This is a genomic window from Sphaerisporangium sp. NPDC049002 (assembly GCF_040649355.1).
GTDB lineage: Bacteria > Actinomycetota > Actinomycetes > Streptosporangiales > Streptosporangiaceae > Sphaerisporangium.
This window is the reverse complement of sequence record NZ_JBEZFH010000043.1, coordinates 14,574-40,605: the sequence shown is the minus strand read 5'-3', so window position 1 is coordinate 40,605 and position 26,032 is coordinate 14,574. Positions and strand designations below refer to the sequence as shown.

The window sequence follows — 26,032 nt, the reverse complement described above, 5'->3', positions numbered from 1 at the left end:
ATGCTCAGCGCGATCGCCCTGGTCGTGTCGTACTTCTCGGGCCCTATGCTCAACTTCGGCGACTTCTCCCGGTACGGGAAATCGTTCGGGGCGGTCCGCGCCGACCCCCGAGGACGTGCGGGCACCGGACTCGGTGCTGACCGACACCGAGAACCCCATGCCGAAGAAGCTGATCGCGGCGGGGAGGGTCGCCGTGTCGGCGTATTCCGTGTGGTCGCGGGAGAAGATCGGCGACAGGAGCGACCGCCTTCAGGACACCTGGTACCTCTACAACCCCGGGACCGGGACCTACGGGCGGACCGACTGGGCCAAGCTCGACGTGGCGCCGGGCATGAAGCTCGCGGCGGTGCTGGAGCGCGACCTGCCCGCCCGCCGGATCGGCCTTCTCGATATGGCGACTTCGCAGGTCGTCACGTGGGTCGATCTCGATCACCCCGTGACCGACGTCTCCTGGTCGCCCGATGGCACCAAGCTGCTGGCCACGGCGTATGACAGGGATCCCACGATCCGCACCCACCTCTCCGCCGACGGGAACAGCTATCGGACCCCAGACCCCGGGCGCACCGGTTTCCAGGTGGTCGACGTGGCGTCGGGCCGCGCGTCGTTCCACCCTGTGGCCGCGGAGCGGGACGCCGGCTCTTTCCCGAAGCCGGCCTCCGTCTTCCGGTGGTCCGACGACGGCACGCTGGTCTTCGAACCCGACGGGCAGAAGGGGTACGACCACAGGCTGTACTACGACCTGGACGGACGGCGTCGCGACGACGCGCCGAAGGACGTGGTCACCTACCAGCGGGCGGGCGTCTCTCCCAACGGGAGGCTGTACGCCGACGGAGGCACTCCGCCGGGCCCGGAGACGACGGTCAGGGACGTCGCCACCGGCAAGGTCGTCGGCAGGCAGAAGATGCTCCAGCTTCTCGCCTGGGCCGACGACGAGCATCTGATCGCCCTCGGCTGCGCGGGAGCGTGCGAGAACGAGTTCCACAACGGGCTGGTGCTGGTCGGCATCGACGGGAAGACGAAGGTCCAGCTCTCGGGCAACCGCGAGAACACCCAGCGCCCCGGAAGCTGGGAGCCCATCTTCACCCGCCGCTGAACGACCGCCGGGTCACCCGCCGCGGGCCGGGCCGGTGGCGGGCCGGTGGCGGACGTGTGCGGTCGCTTCGCTAGATCAGGCGGGCGAAGTGGTTCTGGGGTTTGCGGATCACGAGGGTGACCTCGTCTCTGGTGGCGGGGAGGCGGTCACCGGAGAGCTTGCCGATCACCTGGCAGACGCCGCGTACGAGCCTGGCGCGCGGGCCGCGCAGCGCGGGACCCGACGACCCCGAGTAGTCCTCGGCGATCATCAGCCCGCGCATCAGGCAGTAGGAGTGGATGCCCTCGCGCGAGGCCACCTGCTCGTAGATCGCCGGGAGCGGCCCGACCGCGCCCTTCGGGGCGAAGCGGGACCACAGCAGCCGTCGCAGCCATGCGGGGACGAAGCGGTCGCAGAAGCCGTACGCCGAGGACCGGTCGCGCATCCGGATCAGCAGGAGGCCGCCGGGGCGCAGGGCGTTGACCATGCGGTCGAGCACCAGCTCGGCGTGGCGCACGCGCTCCAGCAGGAAGGCGACGTGTACGACGTCGAACGTGCGGGGAAGCAGCGGCGCGGCCCGCAGGTCGCCGACGAACCGCGCGTCCAGGTCGGCGCGGCGCCCGATCGAGGCGCGCAGCACGGGGAGGTCCTCGTCGATGCCCGTGACGCGGGTCTCGACGCGGTCGACGTCGATGGTGTCGCCTCGCCCGCATCCGGCGATGAGGATGTCGAGCCGCCGGCCGAGCTGCTCGGTCCACAGCTCGCGCATGCGGAGACTGAAGACGTCGCCTTGGGTCGCCGGCCACCATCGAACCTCTGACATGTGACTCAGGGTAGTCATGAAAACTCCTTCCGTAGTGGATTTACTTTACGAAAGGGCCGTTCTTCACCGCCGGAGCCCCGCCATGACCGGGCCGGAGCCGCTTCGTGACCGCGCAAGGAAGTGCGGTCGCACCGGTAGCTTTCATGACAAGTCCACTTCGATCGGGCGGAGAGGTGGTTCTCGGCATGGCGGGGCCTAGAGGGAAGTAGCCTTGTGGTAATCCCGGTGATCCGACGAACCCGGGATCGCGCGTGTCGCCGTACACATCGCTTGCGGGAACGTGTGCGGCCGTACGGAGTGATCGCGGCCGTACCGGCGCGCGCTGGTGGGTCGCCACGTGGAGTGTTCGAAGCCGAGCAGGCGGTCCGCGAGGCGAGCGAGAAGGCGGGCGCGACCATGTGGGGGCATTTCTAAAATGAGTCTTTCCGGACTGCTCGATCTTGTCGTCGCCGAACCACAGCTGGCCGGGGCCCTGGAACGCACGGGCGAGGACGTCAACCTGATCGCGCCGCCCGCGCTCCGGCCCTTCGCGGTCGCGGCGCTGGCGCGCCGGCGGCCCGTGCTCGCCGTCACGGCCACCGCGCGGGAGGCGGAGGACCTCGCCGCGGCGCTCACCGGCCTCGTCGGAGAGCACGCCGTCGCGGTCTTCCCGGCCTGGGAGACGCTGCCGCACGAGCGCCTGTCGCCGCGCAGCGACACGGTGGGCCAGCGACTGGCCGTGCTGCGCAGGCTGGCCCACCCCGTCCAGGGCGACGCCGCCGCCGGGCCGCTGAGCGTCGTCGTGGCGCCGATCCGCGCGGTGCTACAGCCCCTGGTCACCGGGCTCGGCGACCTGGAGCCCGTACGGCTGCGCTCGGGCGACGACGCCGACCTCGAAGAGGTGGTCGAGCGCCTGGTCGGCAACGGCTACCACCGGGTCGACATGGTGGAGAAGCGCGGCGAGGTGGCCGTGCGAGGCGGCCTGCTCGACGTGTTCCCGCCCACCGAGGAGCACCCCCTGCGCCTGGAGTTCTGGGGCGACACGATCGAGGAGATCCGCTGGTTCAAGGTCGCCGACCAGCGTTCGCTCGAAGTGGCCGAGGGCGGCCTGTTCGCCGCGCCGTGCCGCGAGCTGCTCCTCACCGAGGAGGTCAGGGAGCGGGCGAGCGATCTCGGCGAGCTGCACCCCGCGCTGAAGGAGATCCTCGACCAGCTCGCCGACGGCATCCCGGTCGAGGGCATGGAGGCGTTCGCTCCCGTGCTGGTCGACGGCATGGATCTCCTGCTCGACCACCTTCCCGCCCGCGCCGCGGTGATCGTCTGCGACCCCGAGCGGATCCGCGGCCGCGCCGTCGAGCTCGTGCACACCAGCCAGGAGTTCCTCGAAGCGTCGTGGATCAACGCGGCGGCCGGGGGCGAGGCGCCGATCGACCTCGGCGCGGCGGCGTTCCGCAGCCTGCCCGAGGTGCGCCACCAGGCCCGCGAGCTGGGCCAGCCGTGGTGGACCATCGCGCCGTTCGCGACCACCGACCAGACCGAGCAGACCGGCCGCATGGCCGCCTCCGGCAGGCCGGACATCTCCGACGACGACGTGTACGGCGAGAGCGAGATCATCGAGCTGTCGGCCCGGGAGGCCGAGTCGTACCGGGGCGACACCCAGCGCGCCCTCGGGGACATCAAGGGATGGCTCGGCGACGGGCGCGCGGTCGTGCTGCTCAGCGAGGGGCACGGCCCCGCCGAGCGCATGGTCGAGCTGCTCAAGGGCGTGGACGTCGCCGCCAGGCTGGTGCCCACCCTCGACGTCGCCCCCGGCAGGGACGTGGTCAACGTCACCACCGGCCGCGTCGAGCACGGCTTCGTCAGCGACACCGTGGCCGTCCTCACCCATCTCGACCTGGTGGGGCAGAAGGCATCCACCAAGGACATGCGGCGCCTGCCGTCCCGCCGCAGGAACATGGTCGACCCGCTCCAGCTCAAGGTGGGCGACTTCGTCGTCCACGGCCAGCACGGCGTCGGGCGCTACATCGAGATGGTCCAGCGGGCCGTCCAGGGCGCGACGCGCGAGTACCTGGTGATCGAGTACGCCAAGGGCGACCGGCTGTACGTGCCGACCGACCAGCTCGACGAGGTCACCCGGTACGTCGGCGGCGAGTCTCCCACGCTGAACCGCATGGGCGGCGCCGACTGGGCCAAGGCCAAGTCGCGGGCGAAGAAGGCCGTCAAGGAGATCGCGGGCGAGCTGATCCGCCTGTACAGCGCCCGCATGGCCTCGCCCGGCCACGCCTTCGCCTCCGACACCCCGTGGCAGCGCGAGATGGAGGACGCCTTCCCCTACGCCGAGACCGGCGACCAGCTTGAGGCGATCGACGAGGTCAAGCGCGACATGGAGCGTCCGATCCCGATGGACCGCCTGATCTGCGGCGACGTCGGCTACGGCAAGACCGAGATCGCCGTGCGGGCCGCCTTCAAGGCCGTCCAGGACGGCAAGCAGGTCGCCCTGCTCGTCCCGACCACACTCCTCGTCCAGCAGCACCTTTCGACCTTGGGCGAGCGGTTCGCGAGCTTCCCCGTCGTGGTCAAACCGGTGTCGCGATTCCAGAGCGACGCGGAGGTCAAGGCCACCCTCGAAGGGCTCAGGGACGGTGGCGTCGACATCGTGATCGGCACGCACCGGCTGCTCAACCCGGACATCCGGTTCAAGCAGCTCGGCCTCATCATCGTCGACGAGGAGCAGCGCTTCGGCGTCGAGCACAAGGAGGCCATGAAGCACATGCGTACGCAGGTGGACGTGCTCGCCATGTCGGCGACGCCGATCCCGCGCACGCTGGAGATGGGCCTCACCGGCATCCGCGAGATGTCGACCATCCTGACCCCGCCGGAGGAGCGGCACCCGATCCTCACCTTCGTCGGCCCGTACGACGAGAAGCAGATCGCGGCGGCCGTGCGGCGCGAGCTGATGCGCGACGGCCAGGTGTTCTTCGTCCACAACCGGGTGTCCTCGATCAACAAGGTGGCCGCCCGCATCCGCGAGCTGGTGCCCGAGGCGCGCGTGGCGGTCGCGCACGGGCAGATGAACGAGCAGCAGCTCGAAAAGATCATGGTCGGATTCTGGGAGCGCGACTTCGACGTGCTCGTCAGCACCACGATCGTCGAGTCCGGCCTGGACATCCCCAACGCCAACACGCTGATCGTCGACCGCGCGGACAACTACGGCCTCTCGCAGCTCCACCAGCTCCGCGGCCGGGTCGGGCGCGGGCGCGAGCGCGGCTACGCCTACTTCCTGTACCCGCCGGAGGCGCCGCTCACCGAGACCGCCCACGAGCGCCTGGCGACGATCGCCCAGCACACCGAGATGGGCGCCGGCATGTACGTCGCCATGAAGGACCTGGAGATCCGCGGCGCGGGCAACATCCTCGGCGCCGAGCAGTCCGGCCACATCGCGGGCGTCGGCTTCGACCTGTACGTCCGGATGATGGCCGAGGCCGTGCAGGAGCAGAAGGCCAAGCTCGCCGGCGAGGAGGTCGTCGAGGAGCGCGCGGACGTCAAGGTCGAACTGCCGGTCAACGCGCACATCCCCCACGGCTACGTGACATCCGAGCGGCTGCGCCTGGAGGCGTACAAGCGGCTCGCCGCCGTGGGTTCGGGCGCCGACATCGTGGCCGTCCGCGAGGAGCTCGTCGACCGGTACGGGCGTCCGCCGCAGGAGGTGGACAACCTGCTGGAGGTCGCCCGCTTCCGGGTCCACGCGCGCAAGGCCGGGCTGAGCGACGTCGCCTTCCAGGGTCAGCACATCAGGTTCGCCCGGGTGTCTTTGCGGGAGTCGCAGCAGGTGCGCCTGGACCGGCTGTACCCCAAGGCGATCTACAAGGTCGCCGCCGAGACGCTGCTCGTGCCGGTTCCGAAGACCAAGCCGATAGGGGGTCAGCCGCTGCGCGACCTCGATCTGCTCAAATGGTGCACCGACCTGGTCGAGGCCATGTTCCTCGAACTTCCCTCGAACCCCGCCAGGGCGGCAGGCACTCGATGACCGCTCTGACGCGCGGCTTGAGTAGAGTAGCCCGCGTCTGTCGAAGGGACCGCTAGTGAAGTCGAATCGTGTGCGCGTGCTGCCGGCCGTCGCTGCCGCCGTGCTCGCCGTTGTCGCGCTGACCGCCTGTTCCTCGCCCGTGCGGGTCGGCACGGCGGCGACCGTCGGGAGCAGCCGCATCACCAGCGGCGAGCTGGACGCCGAGATCACCGAGTACCAGGCGGCGCTGAAGCAGGCCAAGATCACCGAGGCTCAGCTCCAGATCCCGTCCATTCCGCGGGCCGTGCTGCTGCAGATGATCTCCATTCGCCAGTTCGAGCAGTTCGCGCAGCGCAACGGGGTCACGGTGACCGCGCGCGAGGTCGCCGACTTCCTCGCCGAGCAGGGCGGCATCGAGAAGATCGGCCCCGCGGCGCTCACCAAGGGCGTCCCCCCCTCCGAGACCACCGACTGGGTCCGCACCGCGCTGATCTACCAGAAGTCGCTGCAGAAGTTCGGCGCGAACCTGACCGACCAGGCGTCCGTCCAGACCGCGCAGCAGCAGCTGTTCGGGCAGATGGACACCATCCCGGTCGAGGTCTCGCACCGCTACGGCACCTGGGACCCGCAGCAGGGTCTCATCGAGGAGGCCCGGTTCGGCAAGCCCGCCGCGGGCACCGAGGCGACCTCCCAGCCGGATCCCGCCGCCGGCCAGTGAGATGACCCTCGTCGTCGTCACGACCTCGCCGAGGGTGGCCCCAGGCCTGCTGAGCGGTCGGGCGTGGGCGGTCCTCGGCTCCGGCCGGGTGCTCACCGGCTCCGGCGACCATCCTCTCCTGCCCTACCTCGCCGACGAGGGGATCCCGGTCGAGGTGGTGACGCCCGACCCGGTCGCCCTGTCGCGCGAGAGCCTCGACGCGACGCTGGTCTGGCTCGCCGCGCAGGACGGCGACGAGCCGTTCATGCGCGCCGTCGGCCGCGCCGCGCTCGACATGGAGGACCCCCCGGTCATCGAGCTGGTCCCCGGCTCGTACGACCTGCCGGGCGCCCGCCTGCTCGACCTCGTGGCCGTCATGGACCGGCTGCGCCGCGACTGCCCGTGGGACGCCAAGCAGACCCACGAGTCCCTTGTGCCCTACCTGCTGGAGGAGTCGTACGAGGTCCTTGAGACCATCGAGCAAGGCGACCACGCCGCCCTGCGCGAGGAGCTGGGTGACCTGCTCCTGCAGGTGATGTTCCACTCCCGCGTGGCCCAGGAGCGCTCGCCCGGCGACGGCGGCTTCGACGTGGACGACGTCGCCGGAGGCATCGTCGACAAGCTGGTCCGGCGCCATCCCCACGTGTTCTCGGACACGGTGGTCAGCGGTGCGGAGGACGTCAGCGACAACTGGGACACCATCAAGGCCGCCGAGCGCGCCGCGAAGGGCTGGGAGTCGCTGCTCGACGGCGTCCCGATGGGCCAGCCCGCGCTCTCCCTGGCCCAGGGGCTCCAGAGCCGCGCCGAGCGCGCGGGGGTCCCCGACGCCCTCGCGCGTGCGGTGGGCCAGGGCATCGGCCGCGAGCTGTTCGATCTCGTACGGCGGGCGCGCGCCGCCGGTCTCGACCCCGAGGCCGAGCTCCGTGCCGCCGCCCGCGCCTACCGCGACCGCGTCCGCACCTGGGAGCGGTCGGAGCGCGAGCCGTAGGGCGTGCGTGCTTCCTTGGTACGGTCGGCGGTCGCCGGTGGCGTGTTCACGGGAGGCACAGCCGTACCGGCGGGTAGGGCCCGATAGGCTCATGAGGCAAACCGTCCGCAACCGCATCGCGCACGACGGCGTGGTGGTGGGTTCCGGGGGCCCGTCCCCGGGCTGACAGATCTAGGAGCGCTTCGTGGCTGCCATCGAGGCCGTTACCGCCCGCGAGATCCTCGACTCCCGTGGGAATCCCACGGTCGAGGTAGAAATCCTGCTCGACGACTACAGCACCGGCCGCGCGGCGGTTCCGAGTGGTGCGTCCACCGGCCAGTTCGAGGCCGTGGAGCTGCGTGACGGTGACGAGCGCTACGGCGGCAAGGGCGTCCAGAAGGCCGTCCTCAACGTCACGGACGAGATCGCCGACGAGATCATCGGCTTCGACGCCGAGGAGCAGCGACTGGTCGACCAGACCATGCTCGACCTCGACGGCACGCCCAACAAGGGCAGGCTCGGCGCCAACGCCATCCTCGGCGTGTCCCTGGCCCTGGCCAAGGCGGCGGCCGACAGCGCCGACCTGCCGCTGTTCCGCTACGTCGGCGGGCCCAACGCCCACGTGCTGCCCGTGCCGATGATGAACATCCTCAACGGCGGCGCGCATGCCGACAGCAACGTCGACATCCAGGAGTTCATGATCGCTCCGATCGGCGCCGAGACGTTCTCCGACGCCCTTCGCATGGGCACCGAGACCTACCACGCGCTGAAGGGCGTGCTCAAGCAGAAGGGCTACGCCACCGGCCTCGGTGACGAGGGCGGGTTCGCGCCCAACCTGCCGAGCAACCGCGACGCGCTCGACCTGATCCTCGTCGCCATCGAGAAGGCCGGGTACGTCCCGGGCGAGGACATCGCGCTGGCGCTCGACGTCGCCGCGAGCGAGTTCCACTCCGGCGGCGTCTACACCCTCGACGGCAAGGGCCACAGCGCGGACGAGCTGATCGCCTTCTACGAGGACCTCGTCCGCTCCTACCCCCTGGTCTCGATCGAGGACCCGCTCGACGAGGAGGACTGGGAGGGCTGGAAGGCCCTGACCACCTCGCTCGGCGACAAGGTCCAGATCGTGGGCGACGACCTGTTCGTCACCAACCCCGAGCGTCTTGCGCGCGGCATCCGCGAGGGCGCCGCGAACGCGCTGCTGGTCAAGGTCAACCAGATCGGCACGCTGTCGGAGACCCTGGACGCCGTCGACCTGGCCCACCGCAGCGGCTACCGCTGCATGATGAGCCACCGCTCCGGCGAGACCGAGGACACCACGATCGCCGACCTCGCCGTGGCCACCAACTGCGGCCAGATCAAGACCGGCGCTCCCGCGCGGTCCGACCGCGTCGCCAAGTACAACCAGCTGCTCCGCATCGAGGAGCTGCTCGACGATGTCGCCCGCTACGCGGGTCGCGGAGCTTTTCCGCGTTTCCGGGGCTAGTTTTCTCCGTACGGCTTGCGCCTTATCCGCGCAAGCCGTACGGACCTGGGAGGATCATGAAGAAACGACCGCAGCTGACGGGACGTGCCGCGATCCTCGCGGTGGTCGTGTGCGCGATCGCCATGAGCCTTGCCTATCCTGTGCGGGAGTACGTCGCACAGCGGCGCCAGATCGCCCAACTGGAGAAGCAGCAGGCTCAGGCGCTCAAGGACCTTCAGGAGCTCGGAGAGCGCAGTAAGCGGCTCGACGATCCCGCGTACATCAGGCAGCAGGCCAGGGCCCGGCTGCACTACTGCGGCGTCGGCGAGAAGTGCTACGTCTTGCTCGACCTTTCCAAGAAGGCGAAGCAGCAGCCCAAGGCGGGGTCACCGCCTCAGGCCAGAGCACCCTGGTACCAGACGCTCTGGGAGTCGATCGAGGCGGCCGACCGAGGCACCGGTCAGCGAGTCGAAGCGGGCCGGACCCCGGCTCCGTGACGTCCTGTGGTCTGGTTGACGGTATTTCAGGGGGAGTGGACGACAGTGGAGCGGGCTGACATGACCGCGATGGGTCCGGGCGAGGCGGCCTTGGTGGATCCGGCCGATGTGGAGGCCGTGGAGCGGCAGCTCGGCCGACCGCCGAGGGGGCTGCGGGCCGTGGCGCACCGGTGCCCGTGCGGGCTGCCCGACGTCGTGGAGACGGCTCCGAGGCTCTCCGACGGCTCCCCGTTCCCAACCCTGTACTACCTGACGTGCCCGAAGGCGGCCTCTGCCATCGGCACGCTGGAGTCCTCCGGGCTGATGAAGCGGATGCAGGCCAGGCTCGCGGAGGAGCCCGACCTCGCCGAGGCCTACGCGAGGGCCCATGCCGGCTACGTCGAGCGGCGGGACAAGGTCGCTTCCGAGGACGGGCTGGAGCCGCTGCCCCGCGACATGCAGAGCGCCGGCGGCATGCCCAACCGGGTGAAGTGCCTGCACGCGCTGGTGGGGCACGAGCTGGCCGTACCGGGAAGCAACCCCCTGGGCCGTGAAGCTCTCGACGCGCTGCCCGAATGGTGGTGCGATGGCCCCTGTGTGGTTCCAGGGGAGGACGCATGACGCGAAGGTCGATCACACCGGCGCCGGTTTCGGTGAAGCTCTTGGGGAGGGGTTCATGACCCGCGTGGCGGCGATCGACTGTGGCACGAACTCCGTCCGCCTCCTCATCGCTGACATTTCCGGAAACGAGCTGTCCGAGGTCGAGCGCCGGATGGAGATCGTCCGCCTCGGCCAGGATGTCGACAGGACCGGGCTGCTCGCGCCCGAGGCGCTGGAACGCACGTTCACCGCGATGCGCGGCTACGCCAAGCTGATCAAGGAGCATGGCGCATCACGGGTGCGCGTGGTGGCCACCAGTGCCACCCGGGACGCCACGAACCGCGCCGACTTCGTCAGCGGCGTCAGGGAGATCTTCGGCGTCGAACCCGAGGTGATCACCGGGTCAGAGGAGGCGCACCTTTCGTTCCTGGGCGCCACGACCGGGGTCACCGGCGTGGCGACCCCGGTCGTGGTCGTCGACATCGGCGGCGGGTCCACCGAGTTCGTGCTCGGCTCCGCCGACGTGGAGAGCGCGATCTCCGTCGACATCGGCTGCGTGCGCCTGACCGAGCGCCACCTGTCGTCCGGGGCTTCCCCGCAGGCGGTGGAGGCGGCCGTCGCCGACATCGAGGCCGCCCTTGACCGGGTGTCCGCCAAGGTGCCCGTGGAGCGGGCGCGCACCGTCATCGGCCTGGCCGGGTCGGTGACCACGGTCGCGGGCATCGCCCTCGACCTGCACGCGTACGACCCTGAGCGGATCCACGGTTCCAGGATCCCGTCCGCGCGGGTGCACGAGGTCTCCCAGCGGCTCCTCGCCATGACCCACGACGAGCGCGCCGCGATCCCTGTCATGCACCCGGGACGGGTGGACGTGATCGGCGCGGGAGCGCTCATCCTCGCCCGCCTTCTCCGCCGGTACGCCTTCGCCGAAGTGGTCGTCAGCGAGCACGACATCCTCGACGGCATCGCCTACGGCCTGTCTCCCGGCGGCGCTCTTTAGACAAGACCGGCTGGACCATGGCCCGGCTCTGTACGTCTTGCCCGATCTCCCACACCTGCCTGCCGCCTCGGCGATGACGATGGCGGTCGAGAAGACCAGGACCGACGACGTCCTGTCGGCCTAGGCACAGATGTTTCCGAAACTTTCGGACACGTCGTGCGACCATGCGTCCTCCCCATGCCAGGTCCTCGTGATGACGGATCTGCCGTCGGCATGCTCAAAAGCCTGACCACCCACTGTGGATAACGGTTTGGTAGCTGTGCCCCTGCACCGTTGATCTCGATCTCCGAGCCCCTTACTGTCCACGTAGACGATAACTTTCGGACACGAACTCGAAACTTTCGAGAGGCTCCAGATGAAGAGACGCGCGTTCATGCGCACCGCCGGTGGTGGCGCGGTGCTGGCTCTAGGGCTGTCCCTGTCGGCGTGCGGAAACAGCAGCGAACCGGGCAACACGGGAGCGTCCGCCTCCGGTGAGGAATCCGGCCAGTTCCACGTCCTGGTCTACGGGGACGCCACGAACAAGGTCGAGAAGAAGATCGTCGAGACGTTCAACAAGACCTCGAAGGTCAAGGCGGTGCTCGACACCATCCCGGGTGCGGACTACCAGCAGAAGCTGCAGACGATCATCAACACCGACCAGGCGCCGGATGTGTTCTTCAACTGGGGCGGGGGCAGCATCGCCCCGTTCGTCCGCGCGAACCTGCTGCTGCCGCTCGACGACCTCATCGCCAAGAACCCCGGCCTGAAGGACAACTTCCTGCCGTCGGTGTTCAACACCGCCAGCGTGAACGGCAAGGCCTACGGCGTCCCGATGCGCGGGACCCAGCCGGTGCTGATGTTCAACAACAAGAAGGTGCTCGCCGACGCGGGCGTCACCCCGCCGCAGACCTGGGACGAACTGCTCGCGGCCGTGCAGAAGCTCAAGGCCAAGGGCGTCACTCCCATCGCGCTCGGCGGCGGCGACCAGTGGCCCACCCTGATGTGGTTCGAGTACGTCTACGACCGCGTCGCCGGGCCCGAGCTGTTCCAGAAGGCCCTCGACGGCGACAAGGAGGCATGGGCGAGCGAGGACAGCAAGAAGGCGCTGACCATGCTCAAGCAGCTCATCGACACCGGCGCCTTCGGCGACAACTTCGACTCGGTGAAGTTCACCGACCAGGGCTCACCCACCCTGCTGGCGACCGGCAAGGCCGGCTTCGAGCTGATGGGCTCCTGGGAGTACTCGACGATCAACGACTTCAACGAGGACTTCGCCAAGACCGGGCTCGGCTACACCAACTTCCCGACCATCACGGGGGGCAAGGGCGACCCGAACGACATCGTCGGCAACACCAACAACTTCTACTCGGTGCTGAAGAAGACCAAGACGCCGAACGCCATCGCCGAGTTCCTGAAGCTCATGTACTCGGACGAGTTCGTCAAGGCGCAGCTCGACATCGGCAACCTGCCGGTGACCACGAACACCGAGAAGTTCCTGGACCAGGCGGCCAGCCCCGACTACCTGAAGTACCAGTTCAACCTGGTCAAGCAGGCCCCGTCGTTCCAGCTCTCCTGGGACCAGGCCTACCCGCCGAGCGGCATCGAGCCGATCCACCGGGCCGTGCAGCAGTTCTTCAACGGCCAGATCGACGCCGACGGCTTCATCCAGGCCATGCAAGCGCTTCCCGCGGTCTGAGGTCCGTCACCGACATGACGACCATCGCTTCAGCGGTGAGCGGCAGGCGGCACGCCAAACGCCTGGGCAGGCTCGAAATGGGCCGCCCAGGCTTCGCCTGGGCCATACCCGCCACCTTGTTCTTCGGTCTCTTCGCGATCGTTCCGCTCGTGCTCGTCGCCGTCCTGTCCTTCACCAGGTGGGACGGCCTCAGCTCGCCCGAGTTCGTCGGACTCGCCAACTGGTCCGCGCTGCTCGACGACCCAATAATGATCAAGAGCCTCTGGCTCAGCCTGCTGCTCACCATGCTCGGCGTGGTGATCCAGACGCCGCTGAGCATCCTGCTCGGCGTCTGGGCCGCCGGTCACCAGCGCAACCGGGCCGTACTCTCGGTGATCTACTTCATCCCGCTCCTGCTGTCGGCCACCGCGGTGTCCGTCCTGTGGCGGGCACTCCTCGACCCGAACTTCGGCATCCCGGCGGAGGTGCGATGGCTGTTCGGTAGCGGCAACCTCTTCGGCTCGCAGGCCACGGCCGTCGGCGTCCTGGTCTTCGTGAGCACCTGGCAGTTCACGCCGTTCCACACCCTGATCTACCAGGGCGCCGCGCGGGCCATCCCCCGCGTCCTCTACCAGGCGGCGGAGATCGACGGCGCCAAGACCGTCCGCCAGTTCCTCCACATCACGTTGCCCCAGCTGCGCAACGCCATGATCACCTCGATGATCCTCATGGTCGTCGGCGGTCTGACCACGTTCGACACCGTGCTGATCATGACCCAGGGCGGCCCGGGCACCGACACGATGATCAGCGCCTACTACATGTACGAGAAGGGGTTCCGCAACTTCGAGTTCGGCGCCGCCTCCGCGATCGCGCTCGTCCTGGTGGTCGTCGCCACGCTCGTCTCGCTGGTGGTCGTGCGCGCCTCCGGCTACGACAAGATGCGCAGCACGATGGAGGGCATGTGAGGCCCCGCCCGAACCACCTGGCCGGACTGGGCTCGGTGGTCTGGCTCTTCATCGTCGGCCTGCCGATCTACGTGCTGATCTCGGCCACCCTCCAGACACGCTCCGGGTACAGCCAGCGCGGCCCGCTGAGCCTGCCCGGCTCGTTGACCCTGTCGAACTACGTCGACGTCTTCTCGGGCGGCTTCGGGCTGTACTACCTGAACACGGTGATCGTCACCGCGGCGGTCGTCGGCATCGTGCTCCTGCTGGTTCCGCCACTGGCCTACGCGATCGTGCGGAGCCGCAGCCGGGTGATCTCGGTCGTGTTCCGGATGTTCCTGCTGGGCCTCGCCGTCCCCGCCCAGGCCGTCATCGTCCCGGTGTTCTACGTCATCAGCACCGTGGGGCTGTACGACAACCTCATCGGCGTCATCCTGCCCACCGCGGCGTTCGCCCTGCCGGTCTCCACGCTGGTCCTGTCAGGGGTGATGCGTGACATCACGCCGGACCTCTACGAGGCCATGGCGATCGACGGCGCCTCGCCGGGGCGCACGTTCCTCCGGCTCGTCCTCCCCCTGTCCAAGGGCGGGCTGTCCACGATCGTGGTGTTCTCGGCGCTCCAGGCGTGGAATGGCTTCCTGTTCCCGCTGGTGCTCACCCAGTCGAACTCCACCAAGCTCATCACCATGGGCCTGTACGACTTCCAGACCCAGTACGGGATCAACATCCCCGGACTGCTGGCCGCGGTCATGCTGTCCATGGTCCCCATCCTGCTCGTCTATCTGTTCGCCCGTCGCGCCCTGGTACAGGGGCTGATGGGCGTCGGAGGAAAGTGACCCCCATCGTGTCCGTTGAGACAGACCCCGCCACTCCCATCTGGCAGGACCCCGCTCAGGACGCTGAGACCCGCGTCGACGGCCTCATCGCGGAGATGGCCGTGGAGGAGAAGGTCGCGCAGCTTTTCGGCGTCTGGGTCGGCGCTTCCCGCGAAGGCGGGGAGGTCGCGCCGCACCAGCACGACATGGAAGAGGCGGTCGACCTGGACGGCCTGCTGCCCAACGGTCTCGGACAGCTGACCCGCCCCTTCGGCACGGCTCCCGTGGATCCGGCGATCGGCGCGCTGTCGCTGCTCAGAACCCAGGAGCGGATCACCCGCGCCAACCGGTTCGCCATCCCCGCGCTGGCCCACGAGGAGTGCCTGGCCGGCTTCGCGACGTGGGGCGCCACGGCCTATCCGGTGCCGCTGTCGTGGGGCGCCACCTTCGACCCCGCGCTGATCCGCGAGATGGCGGGCGCCATCGGCCGCGACATGCGATCCGTCGGGGTACACCAGGGTCTCGCCCCCGTGCTCGACGTGGTGCGCGACGCCCGCTGGGGCCGGGTCGAGGAGACCATCGGGGAGGATCCGTACCTGGTCGGCACCATCGCCACCGCCTACATCCAGGGCCTGGAGTCGGCGGGCATCGTCGCCACGCTCAAGCATTTCGCCGGGTACTCGGCCTCCGTGGCCGGGCGCAACCTCGCCCCCGTGGCGATGGGCCCCCGCGAGCGCGCCGACGTGATCCTCCTGCCGTTCGAGATGGCGGTGCGCGAGAGCGGCGCACGGTCGGTCATGCACGCCTACACCGACACCGACGGCATGCCGGCCGTGGCCGACGAGTGGCTGCTGACCGGGCTGCTGCGCGACACGTGGGGCTTCGGCGGCACAGTGGTGGCCGACTACTTCGGCATCGCCTTCCTCAAGACGCTGCACGGCATGGCGGGCACCTGGGCCGAGGCGGCGGGTGCCGCGCTCGTCGCGGGGGTGGACGTGGAGCTGCCCACCGTGAAGACGTTCGGCGGCCCCCTGCTGGACGCGATCGCCGCCGGGCAGGTCCCCGAGGCGTTGATCGACCGGGCGCTGCGCCGCGTGCTGGTCCAGAAGGCGCAGCTCGGGCTGCTCGACCCGGACTGGAGTCCCGTGCCGTCCGGGCTGGCCGGCGCGGACCTGAGCGACCCCGAGGCGGTGCGCGGGTCGGTCGACCTCGACCCGCCCGCCAACCGCGAGATCGCCCGGCGGATCGCCGAGCGGGCCATCGTCCTGCTCAGCAACGACGGGACACTGCCCCTGGGGCGGCCCGGGAAGATCGCGATCATCGGTCCCAACGCGAACGACCCGCTGGCCGTCCTCGGCTGCTACTCCTTCCCCCAGCACGTGCTCGTTCACCACCCCGGCGTGCCCACCCGCATCGGGCTGCCCACGCTTCGCGAGGCGCTGGCGGCCGAGTTCCCCGGCACCGAGATCGTCACCGCGCCCGGGACCACCGTCGACGGCCTGGACACCGGCGGCTTCCCCGAGGCGGTCGAGCTGGCCCGCGGCGCGGACGTCGTCGTGGCCGCGCTCGGCGACCGGGCAGGGCTGTTCGGGCGGGGCACCAGCGGCGAGGGATGCGACGCCGAGTCCACGGCCCTGCCGGGCGTCCAGCAGGGGTTGCTGGACGCCCTCATCGGCACGGGGACGCCGGTGGTGACCACCCTCCTCGCGGGCAGGCCGTACGCGCTCGGCGACGCCGCCGGCGGCTCGGCCGCGATCGTCCAGTCGTTCTTCCCCGGCCAGGAGGGCACCTCGGCCATCGCGGGTGTGCTGAGCGGGCGGGTCAATCCGTCCGGACGCCTGCCGGTGAGCGTCCCCCGCCGGCCGGGTGTGCATCCGTCCACCTACCTCTCGGCGCGGCTGGCGCAGGTCAGCGAGGTGTCCAACATCGACCCGACGCCGGCCTTCGGCTTCGGCCACGGCCTGTCGTACACCACATTCGAGTGGTCGGACCTGGAGGTCGCCGACTCGGAGGCCGGTACGGACGGCGAGCTGCGCCTGGCGTTCACCATCCGCAACACCGGCGATCGCGAGGGCGCGGAGATCGTGCAGCTCTACCTGCACGACCCCGTCGCCTCGGTGGTGCGGCCGACGCAGCGGCTGATCGGCTACGCGCGGGTGCCGCTCGGCCCCGGGCAGGCGAGCCGCGTACGGGTGACGGTGCCCGCCGATCTCGCGTCCTTCACCGGTCGCGAGGGCCGGAGGATCGTCGAGCCCGGAGAGCTGGAACTGCGCCTCAGCGCCTCCAGCACCGACCCGCGCCTCGCCGCGACGGTCACGCTCACCGGGCCGGTACGTCACGTCGACCACACCCGCCGCCTCCACGCCGCCTTCGCCGTGTCCGTCCCCGGGGACGAGGACGCATGACGAGGCTTCCCCAGCGCGACGGTGCCGCGCCGGTTGGTCGCTCGGGTGGGTGGGGTGGGGCGCTCCCGCCCCCGGCCTGGCACGATCGATGGTATGAGTTTCGTTCCCCCAGGTAGCGGATGGCCGGAGGATCCCGCGGAGCCCGGCACTCCCGTGGCGCACACCGCGGCCGACGTTCGCGATCTCGCCCGGTCCAGCCGTACGCTCGCCGAGCTGACCGCCAGGCAGTCGGTGTGCCGGGCGTGCCCGCGCCTGGTGGAGTGGCGCGAGGGGGTCGCCGAGGTCAAGCGGCGCTCGTTCATGAACGAGACCTACTGGGGCAGGCCCATCGCGGGCTGGGGCGAGGAGAAACCGCGCGTCCTTCTTGTGGGCCTGGCCCCCGCCGCCCACGGGGGCAATCGCACCGGCCGGGTCTTCACCGGTGACCGCAGCGGCGACTGGCTGTTCGCGTCTCTTCACCGCACCGGGCTGGCGGCCCTTCCGACCAGCACGCACGCGGGTGACGGCCAGCGGTTGCTCGGTGCCCGCATGGTCGCGGCCGTACGCTGCGCTCCACCGGCGAACAAGCCGGCCATCGAGGAGCGGGCCGCCTGCTTTCCCTGGCTGACCAGGGAGCTGGAGCTGGTCGCCGACCCGCTTCGCGTCATCGTCGCCCTCGGAGGGTACGCCTGGCAGGCGATCTGGCCGGCGCTTCGGGAGGCGGGGTACACGCTGCCGAAGAGCAGGCCGCCTTTCGGGCACGGGGCCGAGGTGGAGATCTCGTACGGCTCGGCGCCGGTCCACCTGCTGGGCTGCTACCACCCGAGCCAGCAGAACACGTTCACCGGCAGGGTCACCGAGCCGATGCTCGACGCGATCTTCGCACGTGCGGTGGAGCTGGCCGGCTGAACCGGACAGCGGCGCCGGGAGGTGGACACCCTCTCACGGAGTGAAGTCCGTCACTAAGCGAAAGTTTGAGTGATCTTCCCTATAGAATCCGCGCTAAAGATGTACAAGATCGGAAATAGCTCCATAGTTGCGGATTAAGGGATTGGCGCTGAGACCCTCTCGTGACGTAGCCTTGTGAATGGTTTCACAAGCGACCATGCCACGAAGGGGCACTCAGGTGGACCAGAAGGCCAAGCACATCCTCATCGTCGGCGGAGGGTACGTCGGTCTCTACACGGGGCTCCGGCTTCAGCGCTCCCTGCGCCGCCAGCTGAAGTCCGGAAGCGTGCGGATCACGGTCATCGACCCGCAGTCCTACATGACCTACCAGCCCTTCCTCCCCGAGGCCGCGGCGGGCAACCTGTCCCCGCGTCACGTCGTCACGCCGCTGCGCCGGGTGCTGTCCGACGTCCGGATCCTCAACGGCAAGGTCACCAAGGTCCATCACGCGAACAGGTCCGTGACGTTCCAGCCCGCGGCGGGCCCGAGCGAGGAGATCGGGTACGACGTCATCGTCATGGCTGCCGGCTCCATCTCGCGCACGCTGCCCATCCCGGGGCTCGCGGACGCCGCGATCGGGTTCAAGACGGTCGGTGAGGCCATCGCACTGCGCAACCGCGTTCTCGCCCTCTTCGACCGGGCGGACTCCACCGACGACGAGCTGGTGCGCCGGCGGGCGCTCAACTTCGTCGTGGTCGGCGCCGGTTTCGCGGGCGTCGAGGTCCTGGCCGAGCTTGAGGACATGGGCAGGGACGCGGTGAAGTACTACGACACCCTCAGCGAGAAGGACCTTCGCTGGGTGCTCGTGGAGGCCAGCGACCGCATCCTTCCCGAGGTCGGCCCCGAGATGGGCAAGTGGACCCTGGAGGAACTGCGCAAGCGGGGCATCGAGGTCAAGATGCAGACCCTTCTGAAGTCCTGCGAGGGGGGCGAAGTGGTCCTCTCGGACGGCGACACCTTCGAGTCGGCCACGATCGTGTGGACCGCCGGGGTCAAGGCCAGTCCCGTCGTCAACGCCGGTGACCTGCCTCTCGACGAGCGCGGCCGGATCAAGACGACCACGAAACTCACCGTCGCCGGCGTCCAGGGCGCCTTCTCGGCCGGTGACGTGGCGGGCGTGCCCGACGTGACCAATCCCGGCCAGTACTGCGCGCCCAACGCGCAGCATGCCGTGAGGCAGGCCAAGGTGCTCGCCGACAACATCGTCCGCCACCTGCAGGGACGTCCCCTGGTCGAGTACCGGCACAAGTACGCCGGGTCGGTCGCGGGGCTCGGTCTCCACAAGGGGGTGGCGAACGTCTACGGTGTCAAGCTTCACGGATTCCCTGCGTGGTTCATGCACCGCACCTACCATCTGTCCCGGGTGCCTACGTTGAACCGCAAGGTCCGCGTGGTGGCCGACTGGACGCTCGCCCTCTTCTTCAAGCGGGAGACCGTCTCACTCGGGGAGATCGAGTCCCCCCGCGACGAGTTCAAGGCGGCGGCCGCCACAGGCTGACGGGTTAGGTACGGCTCGCGCCGCAATGCTTGGGCGCGGGCCGTACTGTTCTCTTAAGGCCTAACAGGGGTGACGTGGTGAATTTGGGCTACTTGAGCGGTCTGTTGTTCATTGCCCGAGTCACGGGGGCGCGTGACGTATACCGTTATCTTGCGCACTACGGAAGGAAGAGCAGAGACGTGGGCTCTGACCCGTTACGCAAGTGTGGTCCGTTACGTATGATTACGGCGCCCCCGTAGCCCAATGGCAGAGGCAAACCCCTTAAAAGGGTTCCAGTGTGGGTTCGAGTCCCACCGGGGGCACCTCTGCCGACTATATGAAACGCCCGATGGCGGTAACACGCTCGCGGACCTATATCCTTGTGGGTTCGCCTCAGGTCGCGAAGGTTTATCGCTGCGGTCCCGATCGGGTCAAACACCGGGTCACCGCACCGCCTACGCGAATCGTTACCATTCCGTGCCGATTTCCCGCGACCGGCCGCTGCCGCCTTCGCCTAGGTGGTGATCAGCCGCACATCGTCCCGCGCGGAGCGCAGGCGCGGCCGTACGAGCCCCGGGAATCGAACCGCGCGGCTCGCGTCGGGCGGGCGCCGTCGCGCCGGAACACCCGCGGGACAAAGCGGGGGCGGGGCCACCACCGCCCTCATCCTCCCCTCGCATGGGAGCCATTCGGCGGACCCGCTCTAAACCAGTCGCACGGACGGTAATGGGAGCGGAGCAGTAACGGCCCCTGAGCTCGGGGAAAGGGTTTAGTTCTCGACACTCATGAAAAGTCCACCTAGTCATCGGGATATCGGTCAGGACGAAACCCACCACTCGGGGCTTGTGGCGGGGCGGCACCTCCGCCACCGGCCGCGCGCCACGTCGCGGGCGGCACCGCCACCCGCCACCCCGCAGTCCCGCCGTGGAGCCGTAGAGGTGCGTGAAACGCGATCTGGGGGGCCGGAACTCGGACGCGGGCCTGGTCGTTGTATCCGTTGCCGTTGGATCTCGGTGTGCCGGGATCTCGCGGTGAAAACACGTCAGGGGCCATCCTGACCGCCAGAACAGATGTAAAGCTATGTGCTACAGGCGGCACTCCCTGTGAGGCTCGACCGAACAGGCTGATCGCAGGTCGCAGTGGAGGCAGTGATGCAGAGCAGGAACCCGGTCCTGAGCAAACTGGGGCCGAACAATCGTCAGACCTGGGGCGGTCCCGCGGCGAGCCCCGAGTACTTGCAGAACATGTACAACGCCCCCTCGTACGCCCCACCCACCGCGACGCGTCCCATGACGATCGACGACGTCGTCGTACGCGGGTTCATCACGCTCGGCACCCTGGTGGTGACCGCGGCTTTGGCCTGGTACCTCAACCTCGGCATGGCCATCGCCGTGCCCGCGGTGATCGTCGGCCTGGTGCTCGGCCTGATCGTCTCGTTCCGGCAGAGCACGAACCCCGCGCTGATCCTCGGCTACTCCGTGGCCTACGGCCTCGCCATCGGCGTGATCAGCAAGATGTACAACGACGTGTACTCCGGCATCGTCTTCCAGGCCGTCCTCGGCACGATGGTGGCGTTCGCGGGCGTGCTCGCGGTGTACGCGCTCAAGATCTTCCGGCCGACGCCGAAGTTCACCAAGTTCGTCGTCGCCGCGGGCTTCGCCGCGGTCGGGCTGATGCTCCTCAACTGGATCGTCAGCATCTTCACCTCCGGCGGTCTCGGGCTGCGCACCGACAGCCCCATGGGCTGGATCTTCAGCGTCGCGATGATCCTGCTCGGCTGCTTCTTCCTGCTGCTCGACTTCGACGCGGTGGAGCAGGGCGTGCGCGCCGGCGTCCCCGAGAAGTACTCCTGGCTGATGGCGTTCGGCCTCACGGTGAGCCTCGTCTGGCTCTACCTGGAGATCCTCCGGTTCATCAGCTACTTCTTCAACAACGACTAGATCCTCGGCAGAGGAGCGACCACCGGGTTCCGGTCGGCCGATTTCCTTTGGCATGGCCGTGGAACCGTTGGGTAAGCCCACACACAGCGACTAATGATCTACCTCGTGTAAGAGAAGGCTGGCCATTCAGGGCTTGCCATCACGGGGCTGGTGATGCAGTGTCTAGCAAAAGAGGCTTCACTCATGGAGGTGCCCATGTCGTTGAACCACTCACCGGAGACGCAGAACAAGCTGATTGCCAGGGTTCCGGACATCACCGGACGCGCACTCCCAGAGTGGTTCCAAGCCATCGACAACGGCCCGGCTTTCCTACGGTGCGACGAACGGGCCAACTGGCTCGCCGACGAGCACGGGCTGACCCACGGCTACGCCGCGGCGATCGTGATCGAGCACGAGCGGCAGCGCCGTTCCCGCATGGGCTTCATGTAAGTCCCTGCCTGCCTAGCGCGCCCACGTCATCGCGATGACGTGGGCGCGATCCTGTTGCCACGACATGGACCATGGAGATATGGATCTCGACAAGGCTCGTGAGTTCATCAGGAACAACCACCGCGCGGTGATGCTGACCTGGAATCCCAGCGGCCGCCCCCAGACCTCGCCGGTGGGCGTCGGCATCGACGCCGACGGCCGTCCCCTCATCAGCACGGCCGAGACCGCGGTCAAGACCCGCAACCTTCGCGCCAACCCCAACCTCACGCTGTGCGTGACCACCGACGCCTTCATCGGCGAATGGATCCAGATTGACGGTACCGCCGAGGTCCTCTCCGTCCCCGAGGCGGTAGAGCCCCTGGTCGAGTACTACCGGAGCATCTCCGGCGAGCACCCCGACTGGGACGACTTCCGCGCGGCCATGGTCCGGGACCGGCACGTCCTCATCCGTGTCGACATCACCCGCGCCGGTCCCGACATCCGCGGCTAGCTCAGGCGCTCCAGCACCATGGCCATGCCCTGGCCGCCGCCGACGCACATCGTCTCCAGGCCGATGGCCTTGTCGTGGAAGCGCAGGCCGTTGATCAGCGTGGAGGTGATCCGGGCGCCCGTCATGCCGAACGGGTGCCCGACGGCGATGGCGCCACCGTTGACGTTGAGCCGGTCGATGTCGATGCCGAGCTCCTGGTACGACGGGATGACCTGGGCGGCGAACGCCTCGTTGATCTCGACGAGGTCGACGTCGCCGATCGACATGCCGGCCCGGGCCAGCGCCTGGCGGGACGCCTCAACCGGTCCGAGGCCCATGATCTCGGGGGACAGGCCGGTGACGCCGGTCGAGACGATGCGGGCCAGCGGCGTGATACCCAGCTCGGCCGCCTTCACGTCGCTCATCACGATCACCGCGGCGCCGCCGTCGTTCAGCGGGCAGCAGTTGCCCGCCGTGACCGTGCCGTCGGGCCGGAACACCGGCTTGAGCTGGGAGACGGCCTCGTAGGTGGTGCCGGGCCTCGGCCCGTCGTCCTTGCTCACCACGCTGCCGTCCGGCAGGGTCACCGGCGTGATGTCCTGCTCCCAGAAGCCGTTGGCCAGGGCCTTCTCCGCGAGGTTCTGCGAGCGGACGCCGAACTCGTCCTGCTCCCTGCGGCTGACGCCCTTGATGCCGGCGACGTTCTCGGCGGTCTGGCCCATGGCGATGTAGACGTCGGGCAACTGGCCGTCCTGGCGCGGGTCGTGCCACTCGGGGCCGCCGCCCTCGGCTCCGGCGTCGGTGCGCGCCTTGGCGTCCAGGAACAGGGGGTTGGTGGTGTCGGGCAGCGAGTCTGAGTTGCCCTTGACGAAGCGGGAGACGGTCTCGACCCCCGCGGAGATGAACACGTCGCCCTCGCCCGCCTTGATGGCGTGGAACGCCATGCGGGTCGTCTGCAGCGAAGAGGAACAGTAACGGGTGACCGTGGTGCCCGGGACGCGGTCGAGGCCGAGCAGTACGGAAACCACGCGGGCCAGGTTGAAGCCCTGCTCGCCGCCCGGCAGGCCGCAGCCCAGCATCAGGTCGTTGACGTCGTTGGGGTCGAGCTGGGGGACCTTGTCCAGCGCGGCCTTGATCATCTGAGCGGTCAGGTCGTCGGGACGGATGTCCTTGAGCGACCCCTTGAAGGCGCGGCCGATCGGCGAACGTGCGGTCGCGACGATTACTGCCTCGGGCATCTGGCTCTCCTGGGTTCGTGACAGGGCTCCCTTCAGCGGAGGTTACCGTGCGGTAGCGCGGATGCCACGCCCCGGGGCACCAAGAAACAGAACTATGTACGGCAAGCAGGAGAAGGGCCCCGTGGACGAATCACGAGGCCCTGAACGGGGTGACCCCCGACCTCAGCCGTACATGCCGGGAGCTGTGCCGGAGCCGTCCCTGACGGCGTGCATGGCCCCCTTCTCGTCACGCCAGAGGCGCCAGCCGTCCTGGCTGCCGGTGAACCACGCGGGCGGGACCCCCGGGGAGCCGGGCACGCGCTTGCCGGTCGCCAGGTCGAACTCGCACAGGGAGGCCACGGAGTAGAAGCCCTGGGGCTGTCCGGCCAGCGGAAGCGGCTTCGGGTCGGTGACGCAGAACGACCAGCCGCGCTGGTCCTTCACGGGGGCGGGCTGCCCGGAGGGCAGGTCGAACGCGGAGCCGGAACCGTTGGGCTTGAGGAAGTCGAGCCTGCCCATGTCCTTGGGGAACGCGAGCCACCAGCCGGCGCCCGGCACCTGGTCGGCGGCGATCTGACCGATCACGCGGCCCGATCCGGGATCGAGCCGTGCGAAGCCGCCGTACTGGCCCTGATCGTCGATGGGCCGCACCACGGGCGCGAAGCCGGGGCTCCCGCTCGGATAGACGCGTACGACCGAGGGGCGCAGCCAGTTGACCGTGCCGTCGGCGAGCTTGACCGAGAAGAGACCGAAGGCCGAGGTCTTGTTCTTCTTCGGGTTCGTGTAGGGGGCGACGTAGCCGACGAGGTTCTCCCCGGCCGTGCCGAAGGCCCAGCCGCCGGACAGGTCGATGCCGGGGTTGAGGGCCTGCTCCACGGGTAACTGCCACACCGGAGCCCCGGACTTCAGGTCGTGGGCCGACAGGACGGGGTGCCTGGCCATGCGGAGCATGACGACCCTGGACGGATCGGACCACTCCACCTCGCTGATGCCCGGAAGCGTCCACAGGAGCTTGCCGGTGAGAGGGTCGAGGACGACCATGCGGGCCGAGGCCAGCGCGGTGTTCTCGGACATGCACAGGTAGGGGCCGCACCGCTGCGGGCCGAAGGTCGACTGGACGGGCCTGGACCACTTCCTCTGCCCGGTGCGCGCGTCACGGACGATCAGCGTCGCGTTCCACCTGCCCCGCTTGGCGGGGTCGATGGCCGCGACGACCCCCTGTCCGGGGCCGGTCTCGACCGCGGCGGGTGGCTGCACCCCCATGCCGGGCAGGCGCCCGGCGATCGTCGCGGGGTGGGCCCACAGGCGTCTCCCGCCGGTGAGGTCGAGAGCGGCGGTCTCCAGCGTGCCGTCCGGCTTCAAGGAGGTCACGGCGGCCACGCCTGCGGCCACGGTGGCGCGGCTGACGGCGTTCACCTGGCCGTTGAGCCAGGTCGGATGGGTCTCCTCGATGGCCACCTTGCTGCTGGAGCACCCAGCCAGGGCGAGGACCCCGGCGAGGGCCCCGGCAAGGGACAGAGCCGGTTTCGCTAATGGCCGGATCACGGGCATTCCACTCCAATGCGGGCAGAGTGACGGCTGCGTCGCGGAGGGTGACCGGATTCAGGCGCTGCGAGGCATCGTCCCTGGCCGGCGGCGAAGTATCGTGGCCCACCTTCCTTGGGGGCCGGTCGCTCGGCCGGCGACGCGGGTCGCGGTGACCTCGGTGCCGGACTCCTCCGCGGCGATGGCCGCCGCGAGGTAAATCGATTGCGATCCCTCGCCACGCTCGGGTTCAGGCTCGGGCCACAACCCCAACGCGGCGCATACAGAAGGTAGCACTACGTAAGCGGACCGTTGGTAACCTCGCGCAGATGGGTGGTATCGATCAGGTCCAAACATCTCGCCCGGGTATGAGGCGAATTCCGGGCCGAGGACGTCCGCGAACGCCACCGTGCGACCGCCCTCCTCGATCACGCCGACCGTCTGCGCCGCGGCGAGCTGGCGGCTCCACCGCCGTGTGACCCACCGGAGCGGCTGGCCGATCGGCCTGATCGTGCCGAGGTCGGGGCAGGTGCCCACGACCACCTCCGCGCCCACCTCGCGCAGCCGCCGCACCGCGTTCCGCAGGTGCCGTACGGCCTCGGCCGGCTTGGTCTGGGTGGTGACGTCGTTGGCGCCCACGAAGATCACGGCGATGTCGGGGCGCGTCTTGAGCGCCCGGTCGACCTGGAGGGCGAGGTCGGCCGACCCCGCGCCCGACCTGCCGAAGACGCCCAGCCGCACGGGGCGCTCGGCGATCGAGGCCAGGCCGTTGGCCAGCAGCACCGCGGGGGTCGTGGACGGGTCGGTCATGCCGAGCCCCACGGAGGTCGAGTCGCCGAGCATGGCCAGCTTGATGGGCTCGGCGGGCCCCTCGCCGTGACCCGGCCACTCCCCGTAGATGCCGTCGGAAGGGGGTCCTTCCATCCCGTGCGGGCGGCCGACGATCCTTCTCGCGAGCATCGCCTCGGCCATCAGCAGGCCGTAGACGGCCGCTCCGAGCGCGGTGACGCCCCCGCTGCCCAAGGCGGCCGCGGTCGCGATACGGCGGGCCACTCGTGCCCTTCCCGGCGTCCACATCACTACTGTCGTCCCTTCCTGATCCCTGTACCTTCGTCGTGGTTCCTATCGGGGTTCCAGTGGTCATAT

General features: G+C 69.2%; 21 protein-coding genes and 1 tRNA gene. 18 read left to right on the top strand and 4 right to left on the bottom strand.

The window, feature by feature from the left end:
• Positions 1 to 115 precede the first annotated feature (115 nt).
• Positions 116 to 1,093, top strand: coding sequence for a hypothetical protein (locus AB0B89_RS12075; RefSeq protein WP_358551403.1), 978 nt, complete (start codon positions 116 to 118; stop codon positions 1,091 to 1,093).
• A 70-nt stretch (positions 1,094 to 1,163) separates the two neighbouring features.
• Here the strand turns inward: AB0B89_RS12075 and AB0B89_RS12070 are convergent, their stop codons facing one another.
• Positions 1,164 to 1,913 (bottom strand): class I SAM-dependent methyltransferase, encoded by a 750-nt coding sequence (locus AB0B89_RS12070; protein WP_358551401.1) that lies wholly within the window; start codon positions 1,911 to 1,913, stop codon positions 1,164 to 1,166.
• Positions 1,914 to 2,310: 397 nt separating this feature from the next.
• Here AB0B89_RS12070 and mfd point away from each other — a divergent pair, with 397 nt between their 5' ends.
• The 17 genes from mfd (at position 2,311) to AB0B89_RS11985 (ending at position 22,166) form a co-directional block, all read left to right on the top strand.
• Positions 2,311 to 5,901, top strand: coding sequence for a transcription-repair coupling factor (mfd, locus tag AB0B89_RS12065; protein WP_358551399.1), 3,591 nt, complete (start codon positions 2,311 to 2,313; stop codon positions 5,899 to 5,901).
• Between the two features lie 55 nt (positions 5,902 to 5,956).
• A complete protein-coding gene (locus tag AB0B89_RS12060) occupies positions 5,957 to 6,598 on the top strand; it encodes a SurA N-terminal domain-containing protein (protein WP_358551397.1) in 642 nt (213 codons plus the stop codon).
• A 1-nt stretch (position 6,599) separates the two neighbouring features.
• Positions 6,600 to 7,565 (top strand): MazG family protein, encoded by a 966-nt coding sequence (locus tag AB0B89_RS12055; RefSeq protein ID WP_358551395.1) that lies wholly within the window; start codon positions 6,600 to 6,602, stop codon positions 7,563 to 7,565.
• A 184-nt stretch (positions 7,566 to 7,749) separates the two neighbouring features.
• Positions 7,750 to 9,027 carry a phosphopyruvate hydratase gene (gene eno / locus AB0B89_RS12050; protein ID WP_358551393.1) on the top strand — a complete coding sequence of 426 codons (1,278 nt, stop codon included), beginning with the start codon at positions 7,750 to 7,752 and terminating at the stop codon, positions 9,025 to 9,027.
• A gap of 56 nt (positions 9,028 to 9,083) precedes the next feature.
• Complete coding sequence (locus AB0B89_RS12045; protein ID WP_358551391.1) at positions 9,084 to 9,503, top strand: septum formation initiator family protein; 420 nt, start codon at positions 9,084 to 9,086, stop codon at positions 9,501 to 9,503.
• A 60-nt stretch (positions 9,504 to 9,563) separates the two neighbouring features.
• The gene (locus AB0B89_RS12040; RefSeq protein WP_358551389.1) at positions 9,564 to 10,103 is read left to right on the top strand and encodes a DUF501 domain-containing protein; all 540 of its coding nucleotides are present in this window, start codon (positions 9,564 to 9,566) and stop codon (positions 10,101 to 10,103) included.
• A gap of 55 nt (positions 10,104 to 10,158) precedes the next feature.
• Positions 10,159 to 11,082 carry a Ppx/GppA phosphatase family protein gene (locus AB0B89_RS12035; RefSeq protein WP_358551387.1) on the top strand — a complete coding sequence of 308 codons (924 nt, stop codon included), beginning with the start codon at positions 10,159 to 10,161 and terminating at the stop codon, positions 11,080 to 11,082.
• Between the two features lie 355 nt (positions 11,083 to 11,437).
• On the top strand, positions 11,438 to 12,760 hold the full coding sequence (locus tag AB0B89_RS12030; RefSeq protein ID WP_358551385.1) for an extracellular solute-binding protein: 1,323 nt from the start codon (positions 11,438 to 11,440) through the stop codon (positions 12,758 to 12,760).
• Between the two features lie 77 nt (positions 12,761 to 12,837).
• Positions 12,838 to 13,704 (top strand): sugar ABC transporter permease, encoded by an 867-nt coding sequence (locus AB0B89_RS12025; RefSeq protein WP_358551405.1) that lies wholly within the window; start codon positions 12,838 to 12,840, stop codon positions 13,702 to 13,704.
• Positions 13,701 to 14,519, top strand: a complete 819-nt coding sequence (locus AB0B89_RS12020; RefSeq protein ID WP_358551383.1) for a carbohydrate ABC transporter permease — start codon at positions 13,701 to 13,703, stop codon at positions 14,517 to 14,519. The genes AB0B89_RS12025 and AB0B89_RS12020 overlap by 4 nt, the downstream gene beginning before the upstream one ends.
• 8 nt (positions 14,520 to 14,527) lie before the next feature.
• Positions 14,528 to 16,903: a glycoside hydrolase family 3 N-terminal domain-containing protein gene (locus AB0B89_RS12015; RefSeq protein WP_358551381.1), complete on the top strand. Its 2,376-nt coding sequence runs from the start codon at positions 14,528 to 14,530 to the stop codon at positions 16,901 to 16,903.
• A 93-nt stretch (positions 16,904 to 16,996) separates the two neighbouring features.
• The gene (locus AB0B89_RS12010) at positions 16,997 to 17,791 is read left to right on the top strand and encodes a uracil-DNA glycosylase (RefSeq protein WP_358551379.1); all 795 of its coding nucleotides are present in this window, start codon (positions 16,997 to 16,999) and stop codon (positions 17,789 to 17,791) included.
• 178 nt (positions 17,792 to 17,969) lie between these two features.
• On the top strand, positions 17,970 to 19,328 hold the full coding sequence (locus tag AB0B89_RS12005; RefSeq protein ID WP_358551377.1) for an NAD(P)/FAD-dependent oxidoreductase: 1,359 nt from the start codon (positions 17,970 to 17,972) through the stop codon (positions 19,326 to 19,328).
• Between the two features lie 229 nt (positions 19,329 to 19,557).
• Positions 19,558 to 19,630 (top strand) — tRNA-Leu (locus AB0B89_RS12000).
• 828 nt (positions 19,631 to 20,458) lie between these two features.
• Entirely contained in the window at positions 20,459 to 21,247 is a 789-nt protein-coding gene (locus AB0B89_RS11995; protein ID WP_358551375.1) for a Bax inhibitor-1/YccA family protein, read from the top strand.
• A gap of 195 nt (positions 21,248 to 21,442) precedes the next feature.
• Positions 21,443 to 21,676 (top strand): DUF4287 domain-containing protein, encoded by a 234-nt coding sequence (locus AB0B89_RS11990; RefSeq protein ID WP_358551373.1) that lies wholly within the window; start codon positions 21,443 to 21,445, stop codon positions 21,674 to 21,676.
• 79 nt (positions 21,677 to 21,755) lie between these two features.
• Complete coding sequence (locus AB0B89_RS11985; RefSeq protein WP_358551371.1) at positions 21,756 to 22,166, top strand: PPOX class F420-dependent oxidoreductase; 411 nt, start codon at positions 21,756 to 21,758, stop codon at positions 22,164 to 22,166.
• On the opposite strand, the gene AB0B89_RS11980 is transcribed toward AB0B89_RS11985, so the two are convergent.
• From AB0B89_RS11980 to AB0B89_RS11970, 3 genes are all read right to left on the bottom strand, one after another.
• On the bottom strand, positions 22,163 to 23,383 hold the full coding sequence (locus AB0B89_RS11980) for an acetyl-CoA C-acetyltransferase (protein ID WP_358551369.1): 1,221 nt from the start codon (positions 23,381 to 23,383) through the stop codon (positions 22,163 to 22,165). The two genes, AB0B89_RS11985 and AB0B89_RS11980, sit on opposite strands and share 4 nt — an antisense overlap.
• A 162-nt stretch (positions 23,384 to 23,545) precedes the next feature.
• On the bottom strand, positions 23,546 to 24,913 hold the full coding sequence (locus AB0B89_RS11975; protein ID WP_358551367.1) for a hypothetical protein: 1,368 nt from the start codon (positions 24,911 to 24,913) through the stop codon (positions 23,546 to 23,548).
• A gap of 51 nt (positions 24,914 to 24,964) precedes the next feature.
• Positions 24,965 to 25,939, bottom strand: a complete 975-nt coding sequence (locus AB0B89_RS11970; RefSeq protein WP_358551365.1) for an SGNH/GDSL hydrolase family protein — start codon at positions 25,937 to 25,939, stop codon at positions 24,965 to 24,967.
• Positions 25,940 to 26,032: the final 93 nt, after the last annotated feature.